General features: G+C 37.0%; 18 protein-coding genes. All 18 read left to right on the top strand.

The genetic code is table 11. The features are described 5' to 3' along the window. Positions 1–5: 5 nt before the first annotated feature. Positions 6–914 (top strand): PIG-L deacetylase family protein, encoded by a 909-nt coding sequence (locus RM549_RS07380; RefSeq protein ID WP_311683295.1) that lies wholly within the window; start codon positions 6–8, stop codon positions 912–914. Beyond that, the gene (locus tag RM549_RS07375; RefSeq protein WP_311683294.1) at positions 911–1,810 is read left to right on the top strand and encodes a PIG-L deacetylase family protein; all 900 of its coding nucleotides are present in this window, start codon (positions 911–913) and stop codon (positions 1,808–1,810) included. The genes RM549_RS07380 and RM549_RS07375 overlap by 4 nt, the downstream gene beginning before the upstream one ends. A gap of 15 nt (positions 1,811–1,825) precedes the next feature. Further along, the gene (locus RM549_RS07370) at positions 1,826–3,073 is read left to right on the top strand and encodes an MFS transporter (RefSeq protein ID WP_311683293.1); all 1,248 of its coding nucleotides are present in this window, start codon (positions 1,826–1,828) and stop codon (positions 3,071–3,073) included. Between the two features lie 5 nt (positions 3,074–3,078). Beyond that, complete coding sequence (locus RM549_RS07365; protein WP_225571551.1) at positions 3,079–3,909, top strand: ROK family protein; 831 nt, start codon at positions 3,079–3,081, stop codon at positions 3,907–3,909. A gap of 17 nt (positions 3,910–3,926) precedes the next feature. Next, positions 3,927–6,542, top strand: coding sequence for an exo-rhamnogalacturonan lyase family protein (locus RM549_RS07360; protein WP_311683289.1), 2,616 nt, complete (start codon positions 3,927–3,929; stop codon positions 6,540–6,542). Further along, complete coding sequence (gene nagB / locus RM549_RS07355; RefSeq protein ID WP_311683287.1) at positions 6,542–8,440, top strand: glucosamine-6-phosphate deaminase; 1,899 nt, start codon at positions 6,542–6,544, stop codon at positions 8,438–8,440. Before RM549_RS07360 ends, nagB begins: the two co-directional genes overlap by 1 nt. Positions 8,441–8,450: 10 nt before the next feature. Further along, positions 8,451–9,899, top strand: a complete 1,449-nt coding sequence (locus RM549_RS07350) for an SLC13 family permease (protein WP_432264705.1) — start codon at positions 8,451–8,453, stop codon at positions 9,897–9,899. A 31-nt stretch (positions 9,900–9,930) separates the two neighbouring features. Then, positions 9,931–11,358, top strand: a complete 1,428-nt coding sequence (locus tag RM549_RS07345; RefSeq protein WP_311683285.1) for an aminotransferase class V-fold PLP-dependent enzyme — start codon at positions 9,931–9,933, stop codon at positions 11,356–11,358. Positions 11,359–12,273: 915 nt separating this feature from the next. Further along, complete coding sequence (azu, locus tag RM549_RS07340) at positions 12,274–12,801, top strand: azurin (protein WP_311683282.1); 528 nt, start codon at positions 12,274–12,276, stop codon at positions 12,799–12,801. 168 nt (positions 12,802–12,969) lie between these two features. Beyond that, positions 12,970–16,527 carry a PVC-type heme-binding CxxCH protein gene (locus RM549_RS07335; protein ID WP_311683280.1) on the top strand — a complete coding sequence of 1,186 codons (3,558 nt, stop codon included), beginning with the start codon at positions 12,970–12,972 and terminating at the stop codon, positions 16,525–16,527. Between the two features lie 73 nt (positions 16,528–16,600). After that, complete coding sequence (locus RM549_RS07330; RefSeq protein WP_311683278.1) at positions 16,601–17,467, top strand: sugar phosphate isomerase/epimerase family protein; 867 nt, start codon at positions 16,601–16,603, stop codon at positions 17,465–17,467. Between the two features lie 66 nt (positions 17,468–17,533). After that, the gene (locus RM549_RS07325) at positions 17,534–18,679 is read left to right on the top strand and encodes a Gfo/Idh/MocA family oxidoreductase (protein WP_311683276.1); all 1,146 of its coding nucleotides are present in this window, start codon (positions 17,534–17,536) and stop codon (positions 18,677–18,679) included. A gap of 77 nt (positions 18,680–18,756) precedes the next feature. Continuing rightward, a complete protein-coding gene (locus tag RM549_RS07320; RefSeq protein WP_311683274.1) occupies positions 18,757–19,155 on the top strand; it encodes a Dabb family protein in 399 nt (132 codons plus the stop codon). Between the two features lie 114 nt (positions 19,156–19,269). Next, the gene (locus RM549_RS07315; RefSeq protein WP_311683272.1) at positions 19,270–22,737 is read left to right on the top strand and encodes a HEAT repeat domain-containing protein; all 3,468 of its coding nucleotides are present in this window, start codon (positions 19,270–19,272) and stop codon (positions 22,735–22,737) included. A 73-nt stretch (positions 22,738–22,810) separates the two neighbouring features. Beyond that, complete coding sequence (locus RM549_RS07310; RefSeq protein ID WP_311683270.1) at positions 22,811–23,179, top strand: transmembrane 220 family protein; 369 nt, start codon at positions 22,811–22,813, stop codon at positions 23,177–23,179. A gap of 135 nt (positions 23,180–23,314) precedes the next feature. Next, positions 23,315–24,217 carry an EboA domain-containing protein gene (locus RM549_RS07305; protein WP_311683268.1) on the top strand — a complete coding sequence of 301 codons (903 nt, stop codon included), beginning with the start codon at positions 23,315–23,317 and terminating at the stop codon, positions 24,215–24,217. A gap of 97 nt (positions 24,218–24,314) precedes the next feature. Beyond that, complete coding sequence (locus RM549_RS07300) at positions 24,315–25,226, top strand: TatD family hydrolase (protein ID WP_311683266.1); 912 nt, start codon at positions 24,315–24,317, stop codon at positions 25,224–25,226. Positions 25,227–25,235: 9 nt separating this feature from the next. Continuing rightward, positions 25,236–26,156 carry a UbiA-like protein EboC gene (gene eboC / locus RM549_RS07295; protein WP_311683264.1) on the top strand — a complete coding sequence of 307 codons (921 nt, stop codon included), beginning with the start codon at positions 25,236–25,238 and terminating at the stop codon, positions 26,154–26,156. Positions 26,157–26,180: the final 24 nt, after the last annotated feature.

Below are 26,180 nucleotides of genomic sequence, written 5' to 3'. Positions count from 1 at the left end.
TTGTAATGAAAAGGTTATTACTGTTATTTCAAATAATATGTTGGAGCATTTTATCTGTAAATGGCCAAAATAATAATGAAGAAATAAGAATTATTGCAATTGGGGCTCACCCTGATGATGCAGACATTCGATTTGGAGGAACAGCTGCTTTATTTGCTGAAATGGGACACAAGGTTAAATTCCTGGCTATTACCAGTGGGGATGCAGGTCATCAAAATACAGGTGGTGGCGCCTTGGCGCGAATAAGAAGAAATGAGGCTAATAAAGCAGGTGAAATTTTAGGAGTGGAATATGAAGTTCTTAGTAATCACGATGCGGAACTTACACCTGAATTACATATTAGGCACGATATTATTAGGAAAATTCGTGAATGGGAAGCGGATATTGTAGTTACACATAGACCTGTAGATTATCATCCCGACCACCGAAACACAGCAATCCTTGTTCAGGACGCAGCTTACTTAGTAATAGTTCCTAATGTTGTACCGGATACTCCACCCTTGGATACAAACCCTTTATTTATCTATGTTGAAGACCATTTTCAGAAACCAAACCCATTTAAAAAGGATATTGCTGTAATAATCGATGATGTAATTGAAAAAAAAATAGATGCAATGTCTGCCCATAATACACAAATGTTTGAATGGCTGCCTTGGACTCGGGGGATTTCTTTAGAAGAAATTCCTCGGGACAGCCAGGGTAAAAAAAAATTCCTCGAAAATGAATTGAAAAGACGCTTTCCTGAAAAAAAAGCTTTTGATGAGGAGGGAGTACAAGCAATTCGGAAATGGTATCCATCCAGTTCAATTAATAGAATTAATCATGTAGAATTTTTTGAAATCTGTGAATATGGTAGACAACCAACAGATGCGGAAATAACTAAGCTTTTTCCAATGTTAAAAACTAAAAAATGAAAAATGTAATAATAATATTTCTGTTTCTGATTATCGGTTTTACCACCACAGCACAGGAAAAAGAAAATAAACCTTTAAGGATAATAGCTATTGGGGCACACCCCGACGATTGTGATTTTAAATTTGGTGGTACAGCTGCTTTATTTTCAGAAATGGGGCATAAAGTTAAATTTCTAACCTTAACTAATGGTGATGCCGGTCATCAAAATATGGGGGGTGGTGTCCTTGGCAACCGAAGAAGAAAGGAAGCTAATAAAGCTGGAAAAATTCTTGGCGTTGAATATGAAGTCTTGGATAACCATGATGGAGAACTTCTGCCCAGTTTAGAAGTGCGAAACCAAGTCATTAGAAAAATAAGGGAGTGGAATGCTGATATAGTGTTAGGGCTACGGCCTAATGATTATCATCCAGATCACCGAAATGCTGGTATAATCGTGCAGGATGCAGCCTACTTAGTGATTGTGCCCAATGTCGCACCCGATACTCCTGCTCTTAAGAAAAATCCTGTTTTCTTTTACATGAATGATAATTTTCAAAAACCTTATCCATTTTCTAGAGATGTGGCAGTTGTTATAGATAAGGTCATGAATAAAAAGATTCAAGCCTTGGCAGCACACGAATCCCAAATGTTTGAATGGGGACCTTGGACTAATGGAGTTAAAACGGAAACCATCCCTGAAAACTCTGAAGAAAGATTGGAATGGTTAAATAATAAATACAATGGTCGAAGGGAGTTTAATCAGACGGAATTAAATGCTATTAAAACATGGTATCCAAGCTTGGATATTTCCGGAGTCAAGAATGCTGAATTCTTCGAATTATGTGAATATGGCTATCAACCTAAAAAAGAAGAATTGGCGCAACTATTTCCAATGTTAAATCGAAAAAATAACTAATTAAAAATTTTAATAATGAATAATACGAAAAGGTATAATCATATAATTCTTTTGGTTGTTTTGATTTTTTTCGTGATTTCTTTTATCACAAACATACTGAATTCAATCATTTCAGATGTTAAAGAAAGTTTCGATTTGAGTCTTACACTAACAGGACTTTTACCATTTTCTTTTTTTATAGCCTATGGGGTTATGTCAATACCAGCTGGCTTTTTGTCTGAAAAATATAGCTATAAGAAATTATTAGCCTTCAGTTTCTTTATTATGTCTGTGGCGTCATTAACATTTGTTCTTTTTCCGGGATATTTAGTTTTTAGCTTAACACTTTTTACTTTGGGATGCTGTATGGCCGTCCTTCAAGTCATTATCAATCCAATGTTAAGGGTTGCGGGGGGAGAGGAGAACTTTGCATTTAACTCAGTTTTAGCACAATTAGTATTTGGTCTCGCGTCTTTTGCTAGTCCGTTTTTATACAAGTACCTAGCAAAAGATTCTATAAATGAAGGTTTTTCCATAGCTTCTATTCTTAAAGCTTATGTTCCGAATAATATGCCCTGGATAGCCTTATATATTATTTTTGCAGTAATTGCTTTTATTTTATTGATTGTGGTAATCCTTACCAAATATCCACAATTTAAAAAAAATAAGGAGGAAGCTGCAGGAACACTTTCCAGTTATCTTCAATTGTTAAAAAATAAATGGATTTTACTGTATTTCTTTGGTATTTTCTCATATGTTGGCATCGAACAAGGAATTGGAAATTGGATATCTCAATTTCTTCTTCAGTATCATGAATTGGATCCACAAACAACGGGAGCAGAAACTGTAGCTTATTTTTGGGCGATGCTTACGGTGGGCTGTTTACTTGGATTATTACTTTTAAAAGTAATGGATAGTCGCAGAGTTTTAATAATTGCTACTACTATAACGATACTATGCCTTATACTTACTTTAATTGGTTCGGCTTCTGTAGTAGTTATAACCTTTCCTTTAATTGGCTTTTTCATCTCAGTAATGTGGTCAATTATATTTTCATTGGCACTAAATTCAGTCAAAGAGCATCATGGTGCACTCTCTGGTATATTATGTACGGGTATAGCAGGAGGAGCAATTTTCCCCTTTGCAGTTGGTTGGATAGGAGAAATTACAAGTTTAAAAATTGGCCTGTTATTTTTATTGATTCCCCTTGGTTTTATCCTATCAATTGGATTTTGGGCGAATCCAATTGTTAACAATAAAACATTGAATTTTAAAAAGGACTGATAATTATGGAATTCATAGGAGTTGATATTGGAGGTACTAATATTAAAGCTGGGAATGTGGTTGATGGCAAAATTCTGAAAAAACATTCTATAGCCGTTAACCGGGAATCCTCGGAAGAAAAAATTCTTAATGATCTGTTTTTATGTATAGATCAAGTGATAACTAATAAGAGTCAGAAAATAGGTGTTGGGGTTCCTGGTATAGTTGATCCCTCCGCGGGTATAGTGTATGATATACAAAATATTCCATCTTGGAAAGAAGTTCCTCTAACCGAAATCATTTCTCAACATTATAATTTACCGGTATTTATTAATAATGATGCCAACTGTTTCGCAATGGGAGAGAAATTATTTGGTATAGGGAAAAATTTTATGAATTTCATAGGCCTCTCCTTAGGTACTGGGGTAGGAATGGGAATTGTAATAAATGGAAAGTTATATAATGGTGTTTTATGCGGTGCAGGAGAAATTGGTATGCTACCCTATAAAGAGGGTATTTTAGAGGAGTTTACTGGAAGTTTTTTCTTCCAAAACAGGGTTGGGGGATCGGCGAAAAAAAATTATGAGCTTGCACTTGTTGGGGATCAAGATGCCCTGGAGGTTTTTAAAGATTATGGATACCATATCGGGGAGTTAATTAAGATAATTTTATATCTATATGCCCCTGAGACAATAATTATTGGAGGATCCATTAGTAAAGCTTACCCATTTTACAAAGATATGGTTGAGTCTTCATTAAAAACCTTTCCATACCCCAAACAGTTAGAAGGTTTTCAAATTAACATTTCACAGCAATCTGATACAGCAATATTAGGAGCTGCAGCATTGTGTGTTTAACTATATAATTTAATTTTATGAAAAAGATTTTATTCATCGTTTGTTTTTTTATTGCTCTTATAAAAGTTAATGCAGCAATTCAACAATTACCTATAACGATTAAAAATAATGTAGAGGGCGCTCCAATTAAATTAGGGATACCGTTTCCTGTTGGAGCATTAGAATCTGTAGACCAGGTTAGATTATTGCACAAAGGAAAGGAAATTCCTATTCAGACAACCGAAGTAAATACTTGGGCACCTGTTGATTCAAGTGTAAAGTGGATGTGGATTTTCTTTTTCTCAAAAGAAACATCAGATTATACTTTGGAATTCGGTGAAGGAATTCACCCACGAGGCTATTCAAATGCTATAGTATCAACTAACAATATGAGACCATCAGGTGGGATAACTGTAAATACTGGCCCATTAAAATTTACTCTAAAGAAAAAGGGGAATGGATTTATAGACGAAGTTTTCATTGATAAAAATAATGATCAAATATTTAGTGAAAATGAATTATTAGCTTCTTCTCCTAAAAATAATAGAGGAACCTTTTTGGATATTTTAGATGACCAGGGGTTGGATCTTTCCAATGCTATAGTCCACAATGTATTTAGGGAGAAAGGCTCTGGCCCGATGCATTCAATATTTAGAGTTCAGGGGACCTATATTTATAAAAATGGCAATAATAATTCCCCATTCGAGATTAGAATCCATACTTATGCCGGAAAAGCTTTTATTAAAGTTTTACATACTCTCACATATACTGGTATTCCAGATAAACATAAAGTTGTCGAAGGTGAACATGCTAATATAGCTACACAAAATGAGGTTATTTTACCTGAACAAACAATGGATGATGAAGGCTGGACTCTACCAAATGATCAAATTGCTGGGAGCGGCTTAACTTTTAAGTATCACTTAGGGGAAAATGTAAATATTATATCTTCTACCACTGATGGAAAATGGTATGAATCTCAATCTTCTTCCTCACTTATTAATCTGAAAGAGGATTCATCAGATAAAATCAGAATTCTACAGACGGGGCCTCAACAAAATAATAAAGATACCACTTCTTCACCGACACGTAGAATTGATGGCTTTAAAGCCCAATTAATAAAAGGAGAAGATACTTTAAGACAAAGTCAAAAGGCAAATGGTTGGATAAGCATTTCCGATTCATCCCAAGGCATTAGTTTAGGAATTAAAAATTTTTTAAATGAGTATCCTAAAGAACTGCAAATTGATCCTTCAACAAAATCTCTGAATGGTTATATATGGCCTTCTGACATAGAACCAAAAAGTTTTGAAAGAAAACATACAGAATTGGATGGTGGAATGCTAGGAAATTTTGCTCAGGGAATTACTAAGACTACAGAATTTATTTACTATTTCCATGAAAAAGAAGAGGATAAAGAAATTGAAAAAGTAATGAATTATTCTTTAAAATCTCCGGTAGCTCATGTACCACCGGAATGGTATGCAAATTCTAAAATTTATGGGAATATGGCTCCTTTTTCGAAAAAGCATCCTGAGTTCGAGAATGCTTTGCAATATAAATTTAACTGGATTGCCTTTAACCAAAGATGGGAACCTTGGCTGGGTATATTTGATTATGGTGATGCAAAGAATTATTATTTCAATGATGAATGGCATCAATGGAACAACAATGAGCCGACAGTGGATTTTCAATTATGGACAAATTTTATGAGGACGGGTAATCCAAAATACTATTACATGGCGGAGAGTATGAGTAAACATACAATGGACGTGGATAACGTGCACTGGCCTAGAAAAAGAACTTATGTAGGTGAAATAAATGATGCTATAGATTTTTGGAATTATATAGATGAACCAGAGTCAACACCATACTTAGGAATTGGAAGAAGGCACGCCGAAGAACATTGGTATGCACTTTTAAGCGCACACGTATGGATTCAAGGCTGGATTGCTTCCTATTATTTGACAGGTGATCATAGGGCATTAGAAGTTGCAAAAATGACCGGAGATACTTATTTAAAAAGAATATGGGGAGAACACGATTTAAGAGGAAGACGTCTCTATTTATCGGTGCTGAATTTAGTTGAGTTATATGACGCCACTAAAAGTATGAAATATAGAAAGGAACTAGATGAACGGGTTGATATAATGTTAGAACTTCAAAAAGAACAAGGAGGGAATCTTTTGTTAGATCGATACGGATATAGCCAAACCTATGTTGCACAGGGTCTGTATAAATACTATCAATTAACTAAAGATGAGAAGATTAAAAAGGCTCTTGTAGATCACGCTAGATGGGTTCGCAAAATCCCTCCTTTAAATCATCAAATGGAATCTTATTTAGCTTCTATTTATCCTTTGATTTTAGGTTATGAATTTACAGGCGAAAAAATTTATTTGGAAGAGGCTAAGAAAAGATCTGAAGTATTGAAAGTTAATAAATTAAAATCAGATCCAGGTGACTTTAAAACACAGAAAGAATTTAGTGATGCTTTATTAGAGATTTCTAACCTCCCTAAAAATAATGATGGATTTACCAACTGGGAAGTTAATCAAGGCTTAAGGGTGTTTGGCTGGACACATGCTTATAATATTCCTTACTTATTGTATTGGTTAGAGAAGGAAAATGAACAGAAAAAAGAATTTGAATAATGTTTGAAACTATAGACCAAATAAATCTTTCTTACGTAAAGCCAGGCATTTATGAAGAAACAAGATTTGAAAAATTACATAATGTAATTTTTCAAAATTCAGAAGAAGGGTCAAAAGAGATTGCCCGAGAAATCTCAAATTTAGTTCGTACCAAGCAGCAAAAGGAGGAGAATTGTGTGCTAGGCTTGGCTACTGGCTCATCTCCCCTGAAAATTTATGAAGAATTAATTCGAATGCATCGTGAAGAGGATTTAAGTTTTTCTAACGTAGTTTTCTTTAACCTGGATGAATATTTTCCAATTGACCCAGATGATTCCCAGAGCTATCATCATTTTATGGCAGAAAATTTATTCAAGTATATTGATGTAAAAGAGGAAAACATTCATATTCCAGATGGAAATATTTCCTATGAAGAGCTTCATGATTACTGCAACAATTATGAAAACAGAATTCAGAAACTTGGAGGAATTGACTTTCAGTTATTAGGGATAGGAAGGTCTGGACATATTGGTTTTAATGAACCTGGATCACATTTAAATTCCCAAACTAGGATTATAACTCTTGATCATATAACAAGGTCTGATGCAATCTCCGCTTTTACTTCTTTAGAGAAGGTTCCAAGAAAGGCGATTACTATGGGAATTAATACAATTTTACAGGCTAAGAGAATAGTTTTAATGGCCTGGGGAAGAAATAAAGCTAAAATTGTAAAGAAGGCTATTGAAGGGGAAATTTCCTCTAACATTCCCGCAACTTACCTTCAACATCATCAGAACACCACAGTGGTATTAGATAAAGCAGCCTCTTCTGAATTAACTAGAATAAGAGAGCCTTGGATAATAGGGGATTGTAATTGGGATAATAAATTGAAAAAAGAAGCTGTTATTTGGCTATGTGAGCATTTAAATAAACCGGTACTAAAACTCACGGATAAAGATTATAACATGTCAGGCATGTCAGGTTTATTAAATTTTAAGGGACCAGCATATGATTTGAATATTGAGATTTTCAATTTACTGCAAAATACAATTACTGGTTGGCCGGGTGGTAAACCTAATTCACCAGATTCTCATAGACCTGAAAGGTCAAAACCGGATAGTAAAAATGTAGTTATTTTTAGTCTTGCACCTGAAACCACAGTGGCTCATATAGGTGGGACTATGCATAGGCTAGTTGAACAAGGTCATAAAGTAAATTTATTATTTGGTTTAACAGAAGATTCAATTTCTACTGAAGAATACCTGAAGTACGCAGGTGTATTTAAAAAAATAATGCCGACTGATATATCCGAGGGTGTTATCGAAAAAAATTGTCCCACTATGGAGGGGCAGATGCCTTCAGGAACAGTAAAAAAAATAAAAGAATTCATTAGAATAGAGGAAATTTTAACAGCGGTAAAAAATCTTGGTATTCTGGAAAAGAATATAGAATTTATTAATATTCCCGAAAAAAATAATGAATTAAGTGAAAAAGAAACTGTTGAATTTATTAATGTTTATTTGGATAAAATAAACCCACATCAAATTTTTACGGCAGGAGATTTTAAAATTCCACATGGTATAGAAAAAAGATACCTGGATCATCTTATAAATTCTACTAAGAATTTATATAAAACAAAATCGCCCTCTCAATGTTGGATTTGGCTTTATAATGAATCGAATCAGGACTGGAAAATTTCTGATGTAGATATGGCCGTTCCTTTGAGTCCCGATCAGGTTTTAAAGAAGCGAAATGTAATTTTTAAATTTCTTTCCCAAAAAGAAAGAATATTATTTCAAGGTCCGGATACACGAAAATTTTATCTCGATTCTGAGAACAGAAACAGATCTATGGCTGAAAAATATCACAAGTTGGGGCTCACAGAGTATGAAGCTATGGAGGTATTTAAAAAATTATAAGTATATAGGTATGTCTAAAAAAAAATTCTTTCTTCTTTTAGCTCCTCTGATATTTTTTATCCTTGTCCTAAATCCTCCCGATGGCATTCCTGTGCAAGCATATAAAATGCTTTTGATTACATTATGGATGGCAATTTGGTGGGTTACAGAGGCTGTTCCAATAAGTGTAACTGCTCTTCTTCCCATCGTATTATTTCCTCTTACTGGTTCGCTAGAATTATCAGCTACTACTGCCTCCTATGGGAATAAATATATTTTTTTATTTATGGGAGGTTTTCTGCTTGCTACGGCGATTCAAAAATGGAACCTTCATAAACGGATAGCTTTAAATATTATAAATTTAATTGGCACTAATATTAATAGAATAATATTGGGCTTTATGATTGCTACAGCATTTTTATCAATGTGGATTTCAAACACCGCAACTGTAGTAATGCTAATGCCCATGGGGTTGTCAATTATCACATTATTGGAAGATAATCCTAATACCGCTCAAAATGAAAATAAAATTTTCGGAAAAGCATTAATGCTAAGTATTGCCTATTCAGCTTCAATTGGTGGTATAGCCACCTTAATTGGGACTCCTCCGAACCTCATTTTTGCCGGCTTTTTGGATGAAGCATATAATATAGAAATCACATTTTGGCAATGGTTTCAATTTGGCCTTCCTATTTCAATAATCTTATTATTTTTTAGCTGGCTTTATATAACCAAAGTTTCGTTCAAATTTCAAAGGAAAGATTTTCCCGGGGGGAAGGAAGAAATTGCTAATTTATTGGAGGAACTTGGTCCAATTAAAAAAGAGGAAAAAATCATTCTTTCAGTATTTATTCTGACTGCATTTTTTTGGATAACACGTTCTTTCTTATGGCAAGACATAATTCCCGCCCTTGATGATACTATAATAGCTATGGCTTCAGGTATTTTGCTGTTTACTTTACCTGCAAGAAATGGTAAAAGGATAATAAATTGGAATGATGCCCTGACTATACCTTGGGGAATAATGTTATTGTTTGGAGGAGGGATGGCCCTTGCAAGCGGTTTTCAGGAAACTGGTTTAGCAGAATGGTTTGGTTTGCAAATCACTTTATTCCAGGAATTGTCTTTGTTTTTTCTTATTATAATTTTAATTACCCTCGTAAATTTTTTAACCGAAGTAACCTCGAATACAGCTTCTACGGCAATGCTTTTACCTATAATTGCTCCAATAGCTATCGGCCTGGGAATTAACCCAATTTTATTATTAGTGGCTACTACTACTGCAGCATCTTGTGCTTTTATGTTGCCTGTAGCTACCCCTCCTAATGCCATAGTTTTTGGTTCAGGTCATCTTAAAATTTCTGATATGATGAAAACAGGAATTTGGTTGAATATTTTTTCAATAATTGTTTTAAGTATTTTAATATACCTTTTTCTACCGGTAATTTGGGACTTTACCAACTTTCAATTTATTAAATAACAAGAAGTTCAATCAAATAATAGTGGACATTATGAATCAAATAGAAACTCATTTTCAAAAAATCAGAAATGGAATAATTGGTTTAGGCCAGTGTTTTGAGAGTCCACAAGGAAAAAGAAAAATTATATATGCTGATTGGACTGCCAGTGGTAAATTATATAAGCCTATAGAAGAAAAATTACTTGCAGAAATAGCACCATTTTTTGCTAATACTCATAGTGAATCTACTTATACAGCTAATCTCATTTCAAATTCATATTCAGAATCACGAGCAATAATAAAAAAGCATGTGAATTCTAGTGATAAGGATATTTTGATTACTTCTGGTAATGGTATGACCGATGTTGTGAACAAGTTTCAGCGAATATTAGGACTTAAGGTTCCTGAAGGTTTAAAGCAATATATAAATATTCCTGAAGAGCTTAAACCTATAATATTTGTTACCCATATGGAGCATCATTCTAATCACACCAGTTGGTTAGAAACAATAGGTGATGTGATCGTAGTACCTCCCGATGAGAATGGAATGGTTTCAGTTGAAAATTTCAAATACTATTTGTCAAAATATAAGTTAAGAAAAAGAAAGTTTGCAGCTATAACTGCTTGCTCAAATGTCACTGGAATCCAGACTCCGTATTATGAAATAGCAAAGTTGTTACATCAAGAAAATGGATATTGCTTTGTTGATTTTGCCTGTTCTGCTCCTTACGTGAATATAGATATGCATCCAAACGATCCACAGGCCGGTTTAGATGCTATTTTCTTCTCTCCTCATAAATTTTTAGGAGGGCCTGGAACAAACGGGGTTCTACTCTTTAATAAAGATCTATATGAAAATATAATACCTGATAATTCAGGTGGAGGTACTGTTAGTTGGACGAACCCATGGGGGGGTCGTGAGTATATTTACGAAATTGAGGAAAAAGAAGATGGTGGTACACCAGGTATTCTCCAAAACATAAAAATAGCTTATGCTTTGAAATTAAAAGAAGAAATGGGGGTCAAAGAGATTATGGAACGTGAAAAAGATCAGGTGAATATATTATTCAAGATGCTTGAGAGTATTCCAAATCTTAAAATTTTAGCCGCAAATCAAAAAGAAAGACTACCTATTATTTCATTTACAATTTCTGGTCTGCACTATAATTTGGGAGTAAAATTGTTAAATGATTTTTTTGGAATACAATCAAGAGGAGGATGTTCTTGTGCTGGTACTTATGGACATTATTTATTAGGTATAGATCAAACAAAATCTCAAGAATTAAGTGAGAATTTAAAAAATGAAAATAGTTTTGAAAAGCCTGGATGGATTCGGATATCGGTTCATCCAACAACCTCAAATTCTGAAATACATTTTATATGTAATAGTATAAAAGCCTTAGCTGAAAATTATAAATGGTGGGCGAAAAACTACCAATATAACAGGAAAAAAAATGAATTTTTTTCTATTAATCATTAATAATCCATTTTAGTTCTCCTTTTTTAAAAGTGTCTTAATTTTTAACCTTATAAATTATACTTTAAGATGAAATATTATGTATTTTTAAAGAATAGAAGTCAAAATATCACAAATTAGTTCAAAATTAAAGATACCTAAATGGTTGCCTTGAAGATATGATTCAACGGAAACCTTTCTAGTTCTAAGATGCGCAAGTTAGGTTTGAATCCTGGCAAGGTCACAGAATTAATCCGCAACACTAAGTGTTTGCGGATTTTTTGTTTTCCGGAAAGCTTAGCTCAATCAAAGCTTTGGGAGGAAATTATAAAAGAGCACGACAGTAGGTTGTGCGGACTTTCATTCTCAGCACTTAGCTTTATAAGGAAAAAGAAGTTAATTCTGGGAAATCTACTCTTAAGAAACACTTGGAACCGCGGAACCTCAAGATTTACATGGTTTTTCAGATCTTTGGTAATTTTTAATCTGTGGAATCCGGAGTGGAGTGATTCCGCCATTTCTGAGGAAGAAGCGAAATGGAGGGTGCTGTTTTTTCACTCGTGCCTGGTATTTTTACAACTAATCGCTTTTCTCTGGAAGAAGGAAAGGAGAATACATTGGTATGAAAAGAGAGAAATTTTCATTTATCTAAACTTTCAGGAGTACTGCATTTAAATGCTTAATTAGTTTTTATCGGTATTTAAAAATTTGGTGCTTTAAAATATAAAATGGGAATAGGTAGACTCAGTTTGTTATATATCTAATCAATTATTTGCTTTTATGAGAAAAGTTTAATTAATTTGGAAATGTATTACGTACACTTAAAAATAGAATAGTATTAGTATTAAAATTCGATTTTGAACTTTATGAAATATATTGGTGAAAAAGGTTCAGGACGTTTACCTATTTGAAATAATTGAATTAATTTAAATTTTAGAAATGAAAAATTATAATAAGGCTCTCTTGTTATTGGCAGTACTGGCAATTATAGCCTGTGGAGAGAAAAAAGAAGAAAAGGAGCAATATACCATTAGTGATACTAATTCCACAGAGAGTACTACGACAGTAAAGTCGCAAGCTTCGGATGAGGAAAAAGTGATTGAAGTTTCTCTTTCGGCTGGTGATCAAATGCAATTCGATAAAAATGAGATTAAAGTTAAAGCAGGAAGTACTGTGAAACTTACCTTAACTCATACAGGGGAAATGGATGAAAAAGTTATGGGACATAATTTTGTTTTACTGAAAGAGGGAACAGATATAAATGCTTTTGGACAAAAAGCAATGCAGGCAGCTGATAACAATTATATTCCCGAAGATGGGGAGCAAGTAATAGCATATACAGAAATTCTTGGAGGAGGAGAATCTGCGACTATTGAATTTAATGCTCCTGAAGCGGGGACATACGATTTTATTTGTAGCTTTCCTGGTCATTATGCAATAATGAAGGGCAAATTCATTGTTGAATAACTCATTTTATTTCATTTTTATTAAATATTTTTTAGATTACATCCTAGCCTTGGGGTAATCTAAAAATATTTGATTAGGTTATAACTATATATATGTGAAGAATGCAATCGTTGTGCGAAAACGTTTTAGTTCGATTTAACAACCCTAATTTTCCTTTATTTAACGAGTATGAAAAATTTTTTAAAGCAGATTTGCTTTGGAGCCCTTCTGTTTCTTTTAGCTGCTTGCGCAGGAGGAATTAAAGATTCCCAAAAGAAAGATAATCACGGTAAATTAGAACCGGGACGTGTGGAAATCCTTTTTTTAGGTCATGACAGGGAGCTTCACAATTCTGAAAAGTTTGCGGGGATGGTGGCCATGCCCTTGTTTCAGGAGGGTATCAATTTATCCTATACTGAAGATCCTGAGGATCTCTCCATTGAAAATCTTTCAAAGTATGATGGTCTTATGATTTATGCAAATCATGACAACATTACTACTGAACAGGAAGCGGCCATAAAAACTTTCGTTGAGGGAGGTAAGGGGTTAATTCCTATTCACAGTGCCTCTTTTATGTTCAGGAATTCTGACTGGTATGTGGAGGCAGTGGGAGCGCAATTCAAGTCACATGAGTATGGAGCATTTACCGCACCAATTGTAAATCCAGAACATCCTGTAATGCAGGGTATATCTGAATTTGAGACAAAAGATGAAACCTACGTTCATGACAAAATAAACCCGGATATGACGGTTTTAATGGAACGTGTGGAGGGAGATCATCGTGAGCCGTGGACGTGGGCAAGAAAACAGGGTGAAGGAAAGGTTTTTTATACTGCCTATGGACATGATGAAAATACTTGGGCACAACCTGAATTTCATAAGCTACTTGCAAATGGAGTGCTTTGGGCTGTAAATGACAAAGCAAGGGAAGAATTAGCAAAATTAGATATACCTACTCCTGAGTTTGAGGATGCTGATATTCCTAATTATGAAAGGAGAGATCCCGCACCAAAATTTCAACGGGCTCTTTCTCCCGCAGAGTCACAACGACTTACAAAGGTTCCTGTTGATTTCGAGCTTCAGCTTTTTGCGGCTGAACCTGATATCATTAATCCGATTGCTATGGCATGGGATGAGAAAGGACGTTTATTTGTTATTGAAACCGTAGATTATCCTAATGAAGTAAGGACCGATTCAGGAGAAGGTAATGACAGAATTAAAATCCTGGAAGATACGGATGGTGATGGAAAGGCAGATAAAGTGACAGTTTTTGCGGATGGACTTAATATACCCACCAGTTTGGCTTTTGCCAATGGAGGTTTAATTGTTTCTATGGCACCTCATTTTCTATTCCTTAAAGATACCGATGGAGATGATAAGGCCGATGTTAGAGAGAAAATAATTACCGGATGGGGAAAAAGAGACACACATGCCGGTCCATCTAATCTTAAGTATGGTTTGGATAATAAAGTATGGGGCGTCCTGGGTTATTCCGGATTTGATGGGACTGTTTCCGGCAAGAAGATGTCTTTTGGTCAGGGGGTTTACAAATTTGATCCAGACGGAGAAAACCTTGAATTTTTAGCCAGGACCAGTAATAATACCTGGGGATTGGGCTTTTCTGAAGAATTTGATGTCTTTATTTCCACTGCTAATGGTTTACATAGTGCATATCTTGCAATGCCTAATGAGTCTATGAAAAGAGTAATAGCAGGAGGAGCGGGTAGTCCGGTATATAGGGTAGACTCGCATTACGATATGCCTCATGTTACACCCTATTTAAGACAGGTAGATTATCATGGTGGTTACACTGCTGCTGCGGGACATAATTTATATACTGCAAGGAACTATCCTAAATCGTATTGGAATAGTGTTGCATTTGTAGGTGAACCTACTGGCCGTGTGCTACATCAGGTTATCCTTGAAGAAAAAGGTGCCGGTTATACTGAAGAGAATGGATTTAATTTACTGGCTAGTGCAGATGAATGGTTTTCACCTGTACACGCTGAAGTTGGACCGGATGGAGCAGTATGGGTAGCCGATTGGTATAATTTTATCATTCAGCATAATCCTACACCTCGTGGTTTCGAAAACGGAGAAGGTAATGCTTATATAAACCCTTTGCGAGATCGTGGGCATGGCCGTATATATCGTGTTGTATACAAGGATGCCAAACCTGTTGCTCCTATGCAACTAAGTAAAAATGATGCTGAGGGACTTGTAGCTGCTTTAAAAAATGATAATATGTTCTGGCGTCTTACTGCTCAGAGAATAATTGTGGAATCTAAGATCGAATCTGTTATTCCAGATCTTTATGCTCTTATCAATGATAAAAATGTTGATGAGATTGGTTTAAACAGCCCGGCAGTTCATGCCTTATGGACCCTCCACGGCCTTGGAGCTTTGGATGGCTCTAATCGCCAGGCATTATTTGTGGTTGAAAAAGCATTGTCTCACCCTGCGGCCGGAGTAAGACAAAATGCTATTAAAGTACTGCCGGCTAATGAGCGTTCTCTAAAAGCAATTATAGGTGCAGATGTCATTAATGATGCTGACATGAAAACCAGGTTGGCTGCCGCCCTGGCTATTTCTAAAATGCCTAGTTCCCGCAGAGTGGGAGAGGTGATATATGGAGCAAGTTTGAATGAGAAAAATACAAGGGATGAGTATCTTCCACAGGCTCTATTTGCTGCAGCTCTTGCCCATGAGCAAGACTTTCGGGCTGCTGCCCCGGAGAGAGCTAATCTGCAAAAGGCAGACTCTCTTTTAAGCTTGTCGGAAAGGCTTATGAAAAGTATGAGCCAGGAGAGTTATAAGCTTGACAGGCGTTCGCCAATTGCATTTCCGCCTGACGTGACGGAGAAAGAGATTATAATCAGAACTTCTGTGGAACGTTCCGATGATGAAGACATGAGCGGCGTAATAGTAGAACAGGGGGATAATAATAACGGCTACAGTCTTTATATTCTCGATGGTAAATTACATTGGCTGGTAAAACAGGATGGAAAGACATACGAAGCAATTTCAAAAACTGTTGTACCTAAAGAGAAGTTTAATCTGATCGCCAGACTTTCTAAGGGAGGGTCAATGAGTGTAGATGTTGATGGAGAAACAGTAGCTGAAGCAAAAGCTCCTTCTCTGTTCTCAAAAGCTTTAATTTCAGGAGACGTTCGTGTTGGTAGATCGGATAACGAAAACAAGATTGGCGAGTATCCTGACAGGTTTTGGTTTAGAGGCGACTTGGACAGGGATGGTGTGTTGGAGTTAAAGAAAGCTTCTGAGAGTACCGTTGAAGCTGCTGTTGAAGCTCCTGTTGATAAAACACCTGTTAAAAAAAGCACTCCTGCACCTAAGACCAATCTTGATTCAGAAGCGGTAACTATTAATATGAAAGTTGTGGAGCATGAAATGAAATTTTCAAAGGAATCTTTTAAAGTAAAAGCTGGACAGAAAGTTTCTATTGTTTTTGAAAACCCTGATTTCATGCAGCATAACCTTGTAATTGCAATACCTGGAAGCTTTGAAAAAGTAGGAGCAGCTGCAGATGTATTGGCCAGAGATCCCAATGGAGCAGAGCAGGAATATGTTCCAAAAATGCCTGAGGTGATTGCAGCGACCAAATTAGTAAATCCAGAAGGTAAGGTAACTCTAACATTTACAGTTCCGGATAAGCCGGGAGAGTATCCTTATATATGTACAGTTCCCGGACACTGGAGACTTATGAATGGTATTATGGTTGTTGAATAATTTCATCCTAAAAGAATATTCTTTCAAAATCTGTTTTTTAAATAACTAATGAATGAATCTTGAAAAAAATAAAATGAACATCAAATTAGGAGTAAGTACCTGGTTGTGGGATTCACCTTTTACAACTGAGTCAACGGCGCTTTTTCCGAAGATTAAAGAAATGGGGTATGACGTAGTTGAGATCCCGGTAGAAGATCCCGCATTAATAGATGTGAAGGCAGTAAAAAAAGAGTTAGATGAGCATGAACTCGAGGCGGTGGTTTGCGGGGCGTTTGGACCGGAACGTGATTTTACTCATGATGATCCTTCTTATCACCAAAAAAGTTTTGATTACGTAAACTCCTGCTTAAAAATTTGTACAGGTCTGGATACAGGATTCTTTGGGGGGCCTATGTATTCTTCTGTAGGTAAAGCAAGGCTCGTATCTGTAGATCAAAAAAAGAAAGAATGGGATCGGGCTGTCATTAATCTTCGCAAGGTATGTGAAATGGCAGAAAGTCAGGGCTTGGAAATCGCTTTGGAGCCTCTCAATCGATTTGAATCAGATTTAGTGAACACAGCAAGCGATGTTATGCGTTTAATAAAAGATATTAATCATCCGGCCGCAAAGGTGCTATTAGATGGATTCCATATGAACATTGAGGAACCGGATATCGAAAAAGCAATACGACAGGCAGGTGATAAATTAATACATGTGCAGGTTTCTGAAAATTATCGTGGCACGCCGGGTACGGGACAGACACGATGGGATGATTACAAACGCGGTTTATCTGCCATTGGATACCATGGAGTAGTTTCTATAGAGAGTTTTACGCCTGAAGTGAAAGAATTGGCTGGTGCTGTATGTATTTGGAAGCCTCTTGCTCCAAGTCAGGACAGTTTTGCCCGTGAAGGTTATAAGTTTCTAAAAAAATGGTCAGAAAGTACTGAAGATAATTAGCCGCTGCTACAGAAACGAGACCTTCTCCTATTTATTAAATAATATTGAAATCTTAATTTACAACTTATGAGTCAGAAAAAAATAAAGATCGCTATTGTCGGATTAGGCTTTGGTGCAGAATTCATACCTATCTACAAGAAACACCCCAATGCTGAAATGTACGCTATTTGCCAGCGAACACGAAGTAAGGTAGACGAAATTGGAGACGCTTTTGGAATAGACAAAAGATATACCGATTATGACGAATTATTAAAGGATCCTGAAATAGATGCTGTACACATAAATACTCCTATTCCAGATCATGGTTCTCAATCCATTAAGGCGCTTAAAGCAGGAAAACACGTTGCTTGTACGGTTCCTATGGCAACTACACTTGATGAATGCGAAGAAATTGTCCGGCTAACCGAAAAGACAGGCCTCACTTATATGATGATGGAGACTGTGGTTTATGCTCGTGAATTTCTTTATATGAAAGAATTGTATGAAAAAGGAGAATTAGGTAAAGTACAATTTTTAAAGGCAAGCCATCAGCAGGATATGGAAGGCTGGCCAAATTACTGGCCCGGATTGCCTCCTATGCATTATGCTACTCATTGTGTTGGTCCCGTTCTTGGATTAACAAGAGCTGAGGCCGAGTATGTCTCCTGCTTTGGATCAGGAACTATAAGTGAAGAACTTCACTCACACTATAATTCTCCATATGCTGTGGAGACGACTCATATCAAATTTCGAAATTCAGATCTTAGTGCACAGGTATATCGTTCTCTTTTTGATGTGGCCAGGCAGTACCGCGAAAGTTTTGAAGTATACGGAGTGAAGAAATCAGTTGAGTGGCCGTTAATTGAGGGCAATCCTCTTGTGGTACACACAGCAAAACGTCCTGAACCAGAAATTCCTGAGGAAGTGCAATGTCCTGATTATGCTCATCTTTTACCAGAACCTATTCAGCGCTTCACCACCAGAGGGGTGTATGACTCTGATGAACAGCAGCATTTATCCTTTACACAGGGAGCTGGTCATGGAGGATCTCATCCTCATTTGGTTCATGAGTTTGTTGATGCTTTAGTTAATTCTAAAGATCCTTATCCTAATGCACGGCAATCTGCAAATATTACCTGTGTTGGGATTGTGGCTCATGAATCAGCTAAAGAAGGTGGTAAAGTAATGCGTATGCCAGAATTTACGTTATCCATATCTGAAACAGAAAAATAAAAGGGGCTGGCACCCCGGCTGGAATTCAAGCTTCTGGTCAATAAATAAATTTCTTTCAAGGCAGCAACCCTGAAGATATGAAAAATATAAAAAGGATAGGGCAGGCTATACTCATAGTCTGCCTTCTATCCACTATTTTAAGTTGTGAAAACTCAACAGAAAAACAAATGAGACATATAGTTGTTTTTAAGTTTAAACCTACTGCTACTGATGATCAGATAAGTAAGGTAACAGATACTTTGGAGGAATTGGAGAACAAGATTCCAGGTATTGTATCCTTTGAGCATGGGATTAATAACAGTCCGGAAGATAAAAACCAGGGATTTACTCATGTCTATTTGTTCACCTTTGAAGATGCTAAAGCAAGAGATTCCTATCTGCCACATCCCGAGCATCAAAAATTCGGGGAAATGATTGGAGAGATGGAGATTGTGGAAGACGTATTCGTAGTGGATTATTCCCCGGTACAGAAGTAACATCTACTAATGTTCTGCAATATTTTCTTATCTGAGGAAAAATATTGATTGAAAATAAATAATATCTAATTTTAGAATATGAGTCTTTTTCATATTCATATGTGAAAAAAATTAATGAATAAATCCAGCAGTTTCTGTATTCATAGTAACCACAAGGTGGTTTGCTTAAATATTTTTTTCGCTCTTATTTTATTAAGCTGTGGGGGAGATCCCGTTGATATAAGAATAGAGGAAATGGATCCTGACGAGGCAGCAAAGTTAGCCAAAAATATTGAAGATATAATTAATCCTGAAATTGCTGATGGTCTTACCCTGAAGATATGGGGAGTCGATTCTCTTGTGGCCGATCCTATCGGTATAGATATTAGTGATAAGGGGCACTTGTTTTATACAAGGACTAATAGGCAAAAAAATTCTGAATTTGATATAAGAACCCATCAGGATTGGGAAACTGCATCCATTTCTATGCAAACAATAGAAGACAAGCGGGAGTTTCTACACACAACTTTATCTCCTGAAAATAGTAGTAAAAATGAGTGGTTACCAGATCTTAATGGCGATGGTTCCCACGATTGGAAAGATATGACTGTGGAGAAAGAGAACGTTTATCGTCTCGAAGATGTATCAGGAGATGGCGTGGCTGATTTGTCTCAACTGGTTGTAGAAGATTTTAATGATGAGGTTACTGACGTTGCAGGTGCTGTATTAATAAATGGTGATGATTTGTTCGTGGGAGTAGCACCAGATCTTTGGAGAATAAAAGATTCAAATGGAGATGGGGTAGCAGATGAGAAAACTTCGATCTCTCATGGTTATGGCGTACATATAGGTTTTGGAGGACATGGAATGTCTGGTCTCGAAATGGGGCCAGACGGTAAAATTTATTGGGGAATAGGGGATATTGGATTTAATGGAAAAGGACCTGACGGTAAAAAGTGGAAATATCCTAACCGGGGAGTAATTGTTAGAGCAAATCCAGACGGAAGTGATTTTGAAGTATTTGCAATGGGAGTGAGAAATACACATGAATTTGTTTTTGATGAATATGGAAATTTAATAAGTGTAGATAATGATGGAGATCATCCCGGAGAAAAAGAACGGCTGGTATATATCGTGAATGGATCTGACACGGGATGGAGGATAAACTGGCAGTTCGGGAAATACAGGGATCCAGATAATAATACTTACAAAGTATGGATGGATGAAGAACTTTTTAAACCACGGTTTGAAGGGCAGGCAGCATATATTACTCCTGCCATAGCTAATTACATAAGTGGCCCATCCGGCATGACATATAACCCTGGAACAGCCCTGGGCGAAAAGTGGAAAAATACCTTTTTTGTAGCAGAATTTGTTGGTAATCCAGCCCAATCTGGTATACATGCTTTTAAGCTGAATCCTAAAGGAGCTTCTTTCGAGCTCGGGGAAAGTGAAATGGTTGTAAAGGGTATACTGCCAACAGGGATGGATTTTGGTCCTGATGGTGCTCTTTATGTAGCTGACTGGCTGGAAGGTTGGGATACTAAAAATCATGGTAGAATCTGGAAACTTGATAACGAAAAGGATGCGTCAAGTCCAAAACGTCAGCTAACAAAAGAATTGCTGGCGGCAGATTTTAGTTCTGTTAAGGAAACCGAATTGGGCGACTTTTTAAAGAATCCAGACATGAGGGTAAGACAAAAAGCGCAGTTTGAATTGGCTAAACGAGGTTCGAGCGGGATTGAGGAATTTAAAGAGAGTATCACTCAGAAAGGAAATCAACTAGCCAGGGTTCATGGCATATGGGGTATAAGCCAGCTGGCCCGGGAGGATAAAAAATATGCCAGACTGTTATTGCCGTTGTTGAAGGATGAAGATCCTGAGATTAGGGCGCAGGCAGCAAAATGGCTTGGAGATATACGTTATGAAGAAGCAGGGGATCAATTATTACCGCTCTTAAAGGATACCTATAGTAGAGCCCGTTTTTTTGCTGCGGAAGCATTGGGAAGAATTTCTTACGAACCCGCCATCCAGCCTATAATTGAATTACTTCAAACGAATAATGATGAAGATGCTTATATACGTCACGCCGCAAGTCTGGCGCTAGCCCGAATAGGAAAAGCCGATCCTGTTGTCGCTTTGTCGTATCACATATCACCTGCTGTAAGGATGGGAGCTGTACTTGCATTGCGAAGACTTAGTCATCCCGGGATTGCAAATTTTCTTGATGATGAGGATGAGTTTATTGTGACAGAAGTGGCCAGGGCTATTAATGATGATTATTCTATTGAAGAAGCGTTGCCGGCACTGGGAAATGTACTTCAGAGAACGAAATTTTCCAATGAGCCGTTAATAAGACGTGCCATTAATGCCAATTTACGGGTTGGAACTGAAGAAGCCATGTACAATCTTATTAATTACTCCCAGAAAACAAATGCTCCGGTGGCTATGAAAGCAGAAGCTGTCCAGGCCTTAAGTACCTGGGCTAAACCATCTGTTCTGGATAGGGTGGATGGCCGGTATAGAGGTGTGACAGAACGCAATCCTTCGTTGATCAAAAAAGAAGCTGCGGAACCATTAATTAAGTTACTTGGCCATAGTGATAAATCTTTACGCATAAGTGCAGTTCAGGCAATTGCAAAGCTGAATATCAAAAAAGGCTCCTCTCATCTCTTTGATTTATTACAAAAAGATGGAGAGCCGGACGTGCGAGTTGCTGCCTTAACTGCTTTGGCTATGATGCAGGAGGAAAATTTAGACAAAGCTATCCAGCAGGCTATTTCCGATAGCGAAAAATCAGTAAGAATAAAAGGGCTGGAGTTATTGGCTACACAGGAAGTATCTGAAGAGTTAACAGCCAGTTTACTTGCTGAGATTATAAAAAAAAGGAGTTCGGAAGAAAAGCAGGCTGCAGTTCTTACCCTTGGAAGTTTACCTGTAGAGTACTCCGGGGATATCTTTGGAGATCTACTGGATCAGATGGAGCAGGGGGAGCTTGCACCTGAAATTCATCTGGAATTAGCTGATGCAATCGAACGTACTCATTCTGAAATATTAGAAAGCCGTTATGAGAGCATAAGAATAGATATGGAATCTGAATCAATGCTTTCATCTTTTGAAGGCAGTTTGTTTGGAGGAGATGAGCAGGAGGGAGAAAGACTTTTCTTTCAACATCAAACAGCTCAATGTATGAAATGCCATTCCTTTGATGATTTTGGTGGAAACGCAGGGCCACGCATAAATGGTGTGGCAGGAAGGCTATCCCGGCAGCAGATATTGGAGGCGTTAATAAATCCCAGTAAAGAGCTTGCTCCAGGATATGGAATAGTATCAGTAGATCTTAAAAATGGGAAAAATATCACCGGTGTACTGGAGGCAGAAAATGATATGAGTCTTGCCATAAAAATGGGGAATAAACCTGATACTGTAGTCACGAAACAAGATATTGTTAATAGAAAAAATTCTCCGTCGAGTATGCCTGATATGAGGAATTTCCTCACTAAGAGAGAGATAAGAGATTTGGTGAGTTATTTAGCGACTTTAAAGGAAGATGAAATGAATGTAGAAAAGTCACAAGAAGAACTTTTTACGCATGGCGAATAGTTTTTTACTATTATGGTTAAGTTCTGGATTTTAGTATTGATTACATGCAATAACTTCTAGTTACCCGGTTTATATGTTATTACTTATTTTAAATATTCTTTTTTGTCTCGCTTTTGCGGGTTTTGCATATGTAAATATAAATGATAAAGATGCATGGCTTTGGGTTACTATCTACATGATAGCCTCCATAGCTTGTGGATTGGCAGTATTCGAAATATATTTTCCGTTGGTGTATCTTGTGGCCATTGGTTTTTATCTGGTATATGCAGTTGTATTATTTTTCTCCAAAGATGGAGTCCTGGACTGGGTTACAAAACATAAACAGGAAAGTATTGTGCAGAGTATGCGGGCAACTAAACCTTATATTGAAAAGACTAGAGAGTTTTTTGGTCTGCTAATTATCAGTGCAGCTTTAGCGATAAATTATTTTGTTGCTAACTAGAACGGGTGGCGTTTTATATAAATTTGAACTTGTAGCACAGACCTTTCGTGAAGAGAAATTAATATATTAATTAGCCTTATCCAGACACTAATTAATATCTTTATAAATATAAAATAAACAGATCAAGAGGTTCATATGACTTTTCAGGTAGATTTATCGCAGACAAGCCATCTCCTCAAAAAGATAATTGAAGGACAGGCCAGCGAGAAAGAACTGGAATGGCTAGATCAAAAGGAAGAAAAGCTTCGGAATAATTTCCAGGTGTCTTCCTTTTATATTGCCTTCAGTTCAGCATCCCGTTTTGTCAGAAAAGATCCTCTTATTCTTTCTGAAGAACAATTAACTGAGGCAGACAGAATCCGGAATGGATTCCAACCACAATATTTCAACTTGCTGCAGTGCGTTAGAATCTCTTTGTTGTTAATGCTCCCGCATAAGGACAAAGAAGAGTATGAAGCAACTATTCAGAGGCTTCACGAAACTGCTGATATGGATGAGCAGGTGACATTATATTGTGCATTGCCACTTCTTCCTTATCCAGAGGAAATGTCGGCACGGGCTGCAGAGGGCATAAGAACCAATATTACCGATGTTTTTGATGCCATTGCTCTGAACAACCCCTATCCAGCTGATTATCTGGATCAGCAGGCATGGAATCAAATGATTTTAAAAGCTGTATTTATGCAGCGACCATTGTATAAAATTTATAGAGCAGAAGATCGTGCAAATCCTGAATTGGCAGGGATGCTTATAGATTTTGCCCATGAACGTTGGGCAGCAAACAGGAAGGTTTTACCGGAATTGTGGCGTTTTGTTGGTCCGTTTCTGAATGAATCCTATTTTGCAGATATTAAGAAAGTTATTAATGGTAATAATGCTCTTGAAAAAGATGCCGGTTTATTGGCTTGTGAAAATAGCGAGTTTCCGGCGGCAAAGCAGTTGCTTGATCAGTACCCCAAAATAAAGAACGATATAGAAAGCGGTAAATTAAATTGGACGGTAATAGGGAAGAGATTTGAAGAGGAACTTCAAAAGTAAGAACGGCCCATGACTCGTATTTCTAAATTAGATTGACTGTTTTAATTCAATAAATCAGCTAAAATTAGTTTTATCTAATAACTATAAAAAATATATTATGTTTATAGATCCTCATATTCATGTGAGTTCACGTACAACAGATGATTACGAAGCCATGCAACGGGCGGGTATACGAGCCATAATTGAACCGGCTTTCTGGTTAGGTCAACCCCGCACAAAAGTTGGGAGCTTTCAGGATTATTTTAACAGCCTCGTAGGATGGGAACGATTCAGGGCGAGCCAGTTCGGGATTAAACATTATTGTACCATTGGCTTAAACTCTAAAGAAGCTAATAACGAAGCTTTGGCAGAAGAAGTAATGGAATTACTGCCTTTATATGTAGGCAAAGAGGGAGTTGTTGCTGTGGGAGAGATTGGTTATGATGATCAGACAAAAGCAGAAGATAAATATTACCGCCTGCAACTGGATCTTGCCAAAGAAGTGGATTTACCTGTAATGATCCACACTCCTCACCGTGACAAAAAAAGGGGAACAATAAAAAGTATGGACGTGAGCGAAGAGCATGGTCTTGATCCTTCTATGGTTGTGGTAGACCATAATAATGAAGAGACGGTACGGGAAGTACTGGATAGAGGATATTGGGCTGCTTTTACTATTTATCCGCATACAAAAATGGGTAGCGAGAGAATGGTTGAAATCATTCGGCAATACGGTGCAGAGAGAATAATTGTTGACAGCGCGGCCGATTGGGGTATTAGTGATCCGCTGGCTGTTCCGAAAACTGCAAAATTGATGAAAGAAAAGGGGATCGAAGATGAACTTATCCACCTCGCTTGTTATCAAAATGCACTTACTGCTTATGGACAGAGCGGACAAATGAAAGAAAGCGACTGGTTAAACGCCGAGCCAATAGATCAGCGAAAAAAGCTATCGGGGAATACTGTATTAAGAGGAGGACAGTCTCCAAAAGTAGAAGGTGACTCATCTTCAGATATAATTGAAAATTAGAAAAGTACGTTGGACATCAGGATGAATATTATTCTTGCTCACATACAGTTGATGCGGCCTGCAAACATTGTCACTGCAATTGCAGATATTTTAGCTGGTTTTGCTGTCTCCGGAGCTGCTCTACAACTCTTTTCGTCGGAAATAGGGTATACTCCCTCTCTATCAAATTCTATACTATGGCTTATTGTAGCTACGATAGGATTATATGGAGGAGGGATTGTATTCAATGATGTTTTTGATGCAGAGCTTGATAGAAAGGAACGACCGGAAAGACCTATTCCCAGTGGAAGAGCTTCAGTTCTAAGTGGCAGCATCCTGGCAGTAATATTGTTTATAATTGGGTTTGTTGCTGCCTGGCAGGTATCTGTCCTTAGTGCGATAATTGCCCTGGCGGTGGCTATACTTGCTGTTCTATATAATGCCTGGGGGAAACATCAGCTTATTTTTGGCCCTGTGAATATGGGCTTATGCAGAGGGGGAAATTTGTTGCTGGGAATGAGTGCTATCCCTGCTGCAATTCAGGATCTATGGTTCATTGCCCTACTTCCTGTTATTTATATTGCAGCTATAACTATGATAAGCAGGGGGGAAGTACATGGTGGAAATAAAAAAGCCATTGTAGGAGGAGCTGTTATGTATGGTATCATTATTTTGGCAATTATCGTCCTTGCTTTCCTTTCAGAAGTTGTTTGGTGGCAGGTAATGCCTTTTGTAGTACTGTTCTCATTTCTTATCTTCCGTCCATTGATTAAAGCATTAAGGAAGCAGGAACCCAAGTTGATTGGAAAAGCAGTAAAGGCAGGTGTTCTTTCTTTAATTGTACTTAATGCTTCCCTGGCAACAGTTTTTGCAGGCTGGATTTACGGCCTGGTCGTTCTATTGCTATTACCGGTTTCCCTGCTAATAGCAAAGAAATTCTCTGTAACCTGATTAACTTCAGGAGCAACTTTTAAA

The sequence above is a fragment of the Autumnicola patrickiae genome, assembly GCF_031846525.1.
Lineage (GTDB): Bacteria > Bacteroidota > Bacteroidia > Flavobacteriales > Flavobacteriaceae > Autumnicola > Autumnicola patrickiae.
The sequence above is the reverse complement of the archived record's forward strand: the minus strand, read 5'-3'. Positions and strand labels throughout refer to the sequence as shown.

Coding starts and splice junctions, on each gene's coding strand:
- RM549_RS07345 (WP_311683285.1), top strand. CDS start 9,931: ATGAATCAAATAGAAACTCATTTTCAAAAAATCAGAAATGGAATAATT.
- RM549_RS07380 (WP_311683295.1), top strand. CDS start 6: ATGAAAAGGTTATTACTGTTATTTCAAATAATATGTTGGAGCATTTTA.
- RM549_RS07365 (WP_225571551.1), top strand. CDS start 3,079: ATGGAATTCATAGGAGTTGATATTGGAGGTACTAATATTAAAGCTGGG.
- RM549_RS07300 (WP_311683266.1), top strand. CDS start 24,315: ATGTTTATAGATCCTCATATTCATGTGAGTTCACGTACAACAGATGAT.
- RM549_RS07325 (WP_311683276.1), top strand. CDS start 17,534: ATGAGTCAGAAAAAAATAAAGATCGCTATTGTCGGATTAGGCTTTGGT.
- RM549_RS07370 (WP_311683293.1), top strand. CDS start 1,826: ATGAATAATACGAAAAGGTATAATCATATAATTCTTTTGGTTGTTTTG.
- RM549_RS07360 (WP_311683289.1), top strand. CDS start 3,927: ATGAAAAAGATTTTATTCATCGTTTGTTTTTTTATTGCTCTTATAAAA.
- RM549_RS07310 (WP_311683270.1), top strand. CDS start 22,811: ATGTTATTACTTATTTTAAATATTCTTTTTTGTCTCGCTTTTGCGGGT.
- RM549_RS07375 (WP_311683294.1), top strand. CDS start 911: ATGAAAAATGTAATAATAATATTTCTGTTTCTGATTATCGGTTTTACC.
- RM549_RS07350 (WP_432264705.1), top strand. CDS start 8,451: ATGTCTAAAAAAAAATTCTTTCTTCTTTTAGCTCCTCTGATATTTTTT.
- RM549_RS07330 (WP_311683278.1), top strand. CDS start 16,601: ATGAACATCAAATTAGGAGTAAGTACCTGGTTGTGGGATTCACCTTTT.
- azu (WP_311683282.1), top strand. CDS start 12,274: ATGAAAAATTATAATAAGGCTCTCTTGTTATTGGCAGTACTGGCAATT.
- nagB (WP_311683287.1), top strand. CDS start 6,542: ATGTTTGAAACTATAGACCAAATAAATCTTTCTTACGTAAAGCCAGGC.
- RM549_RS07315 (WP_311683272.1), top strand. CDS start 19,270: ATGAATAAATCCAGCAGTTTCTGTATTCATAGTAACCACAAGGTGGTT.
- RM549_RS07335 (WP_311683280.1), top strand. CDS start 12,970: ATGAAAAATTTTTTAAAGCAGATTTGCTTTGGAGCCCTTCTGTTTCTT.
- RM549_RS07320 (WP_311683274.1), top strand. CDS start 18,757: ATGAAAAATATAAAAAGGATAGGGCAGGCTATACTCATAGTCTGCCTT.
- RM549_RS07305 (WP_311683268.1), top strand. CDS start 23,315: ATGACTTTTCAGGTAGATTTATCGCAGACAAGCCATCTCCTCAAAAAG.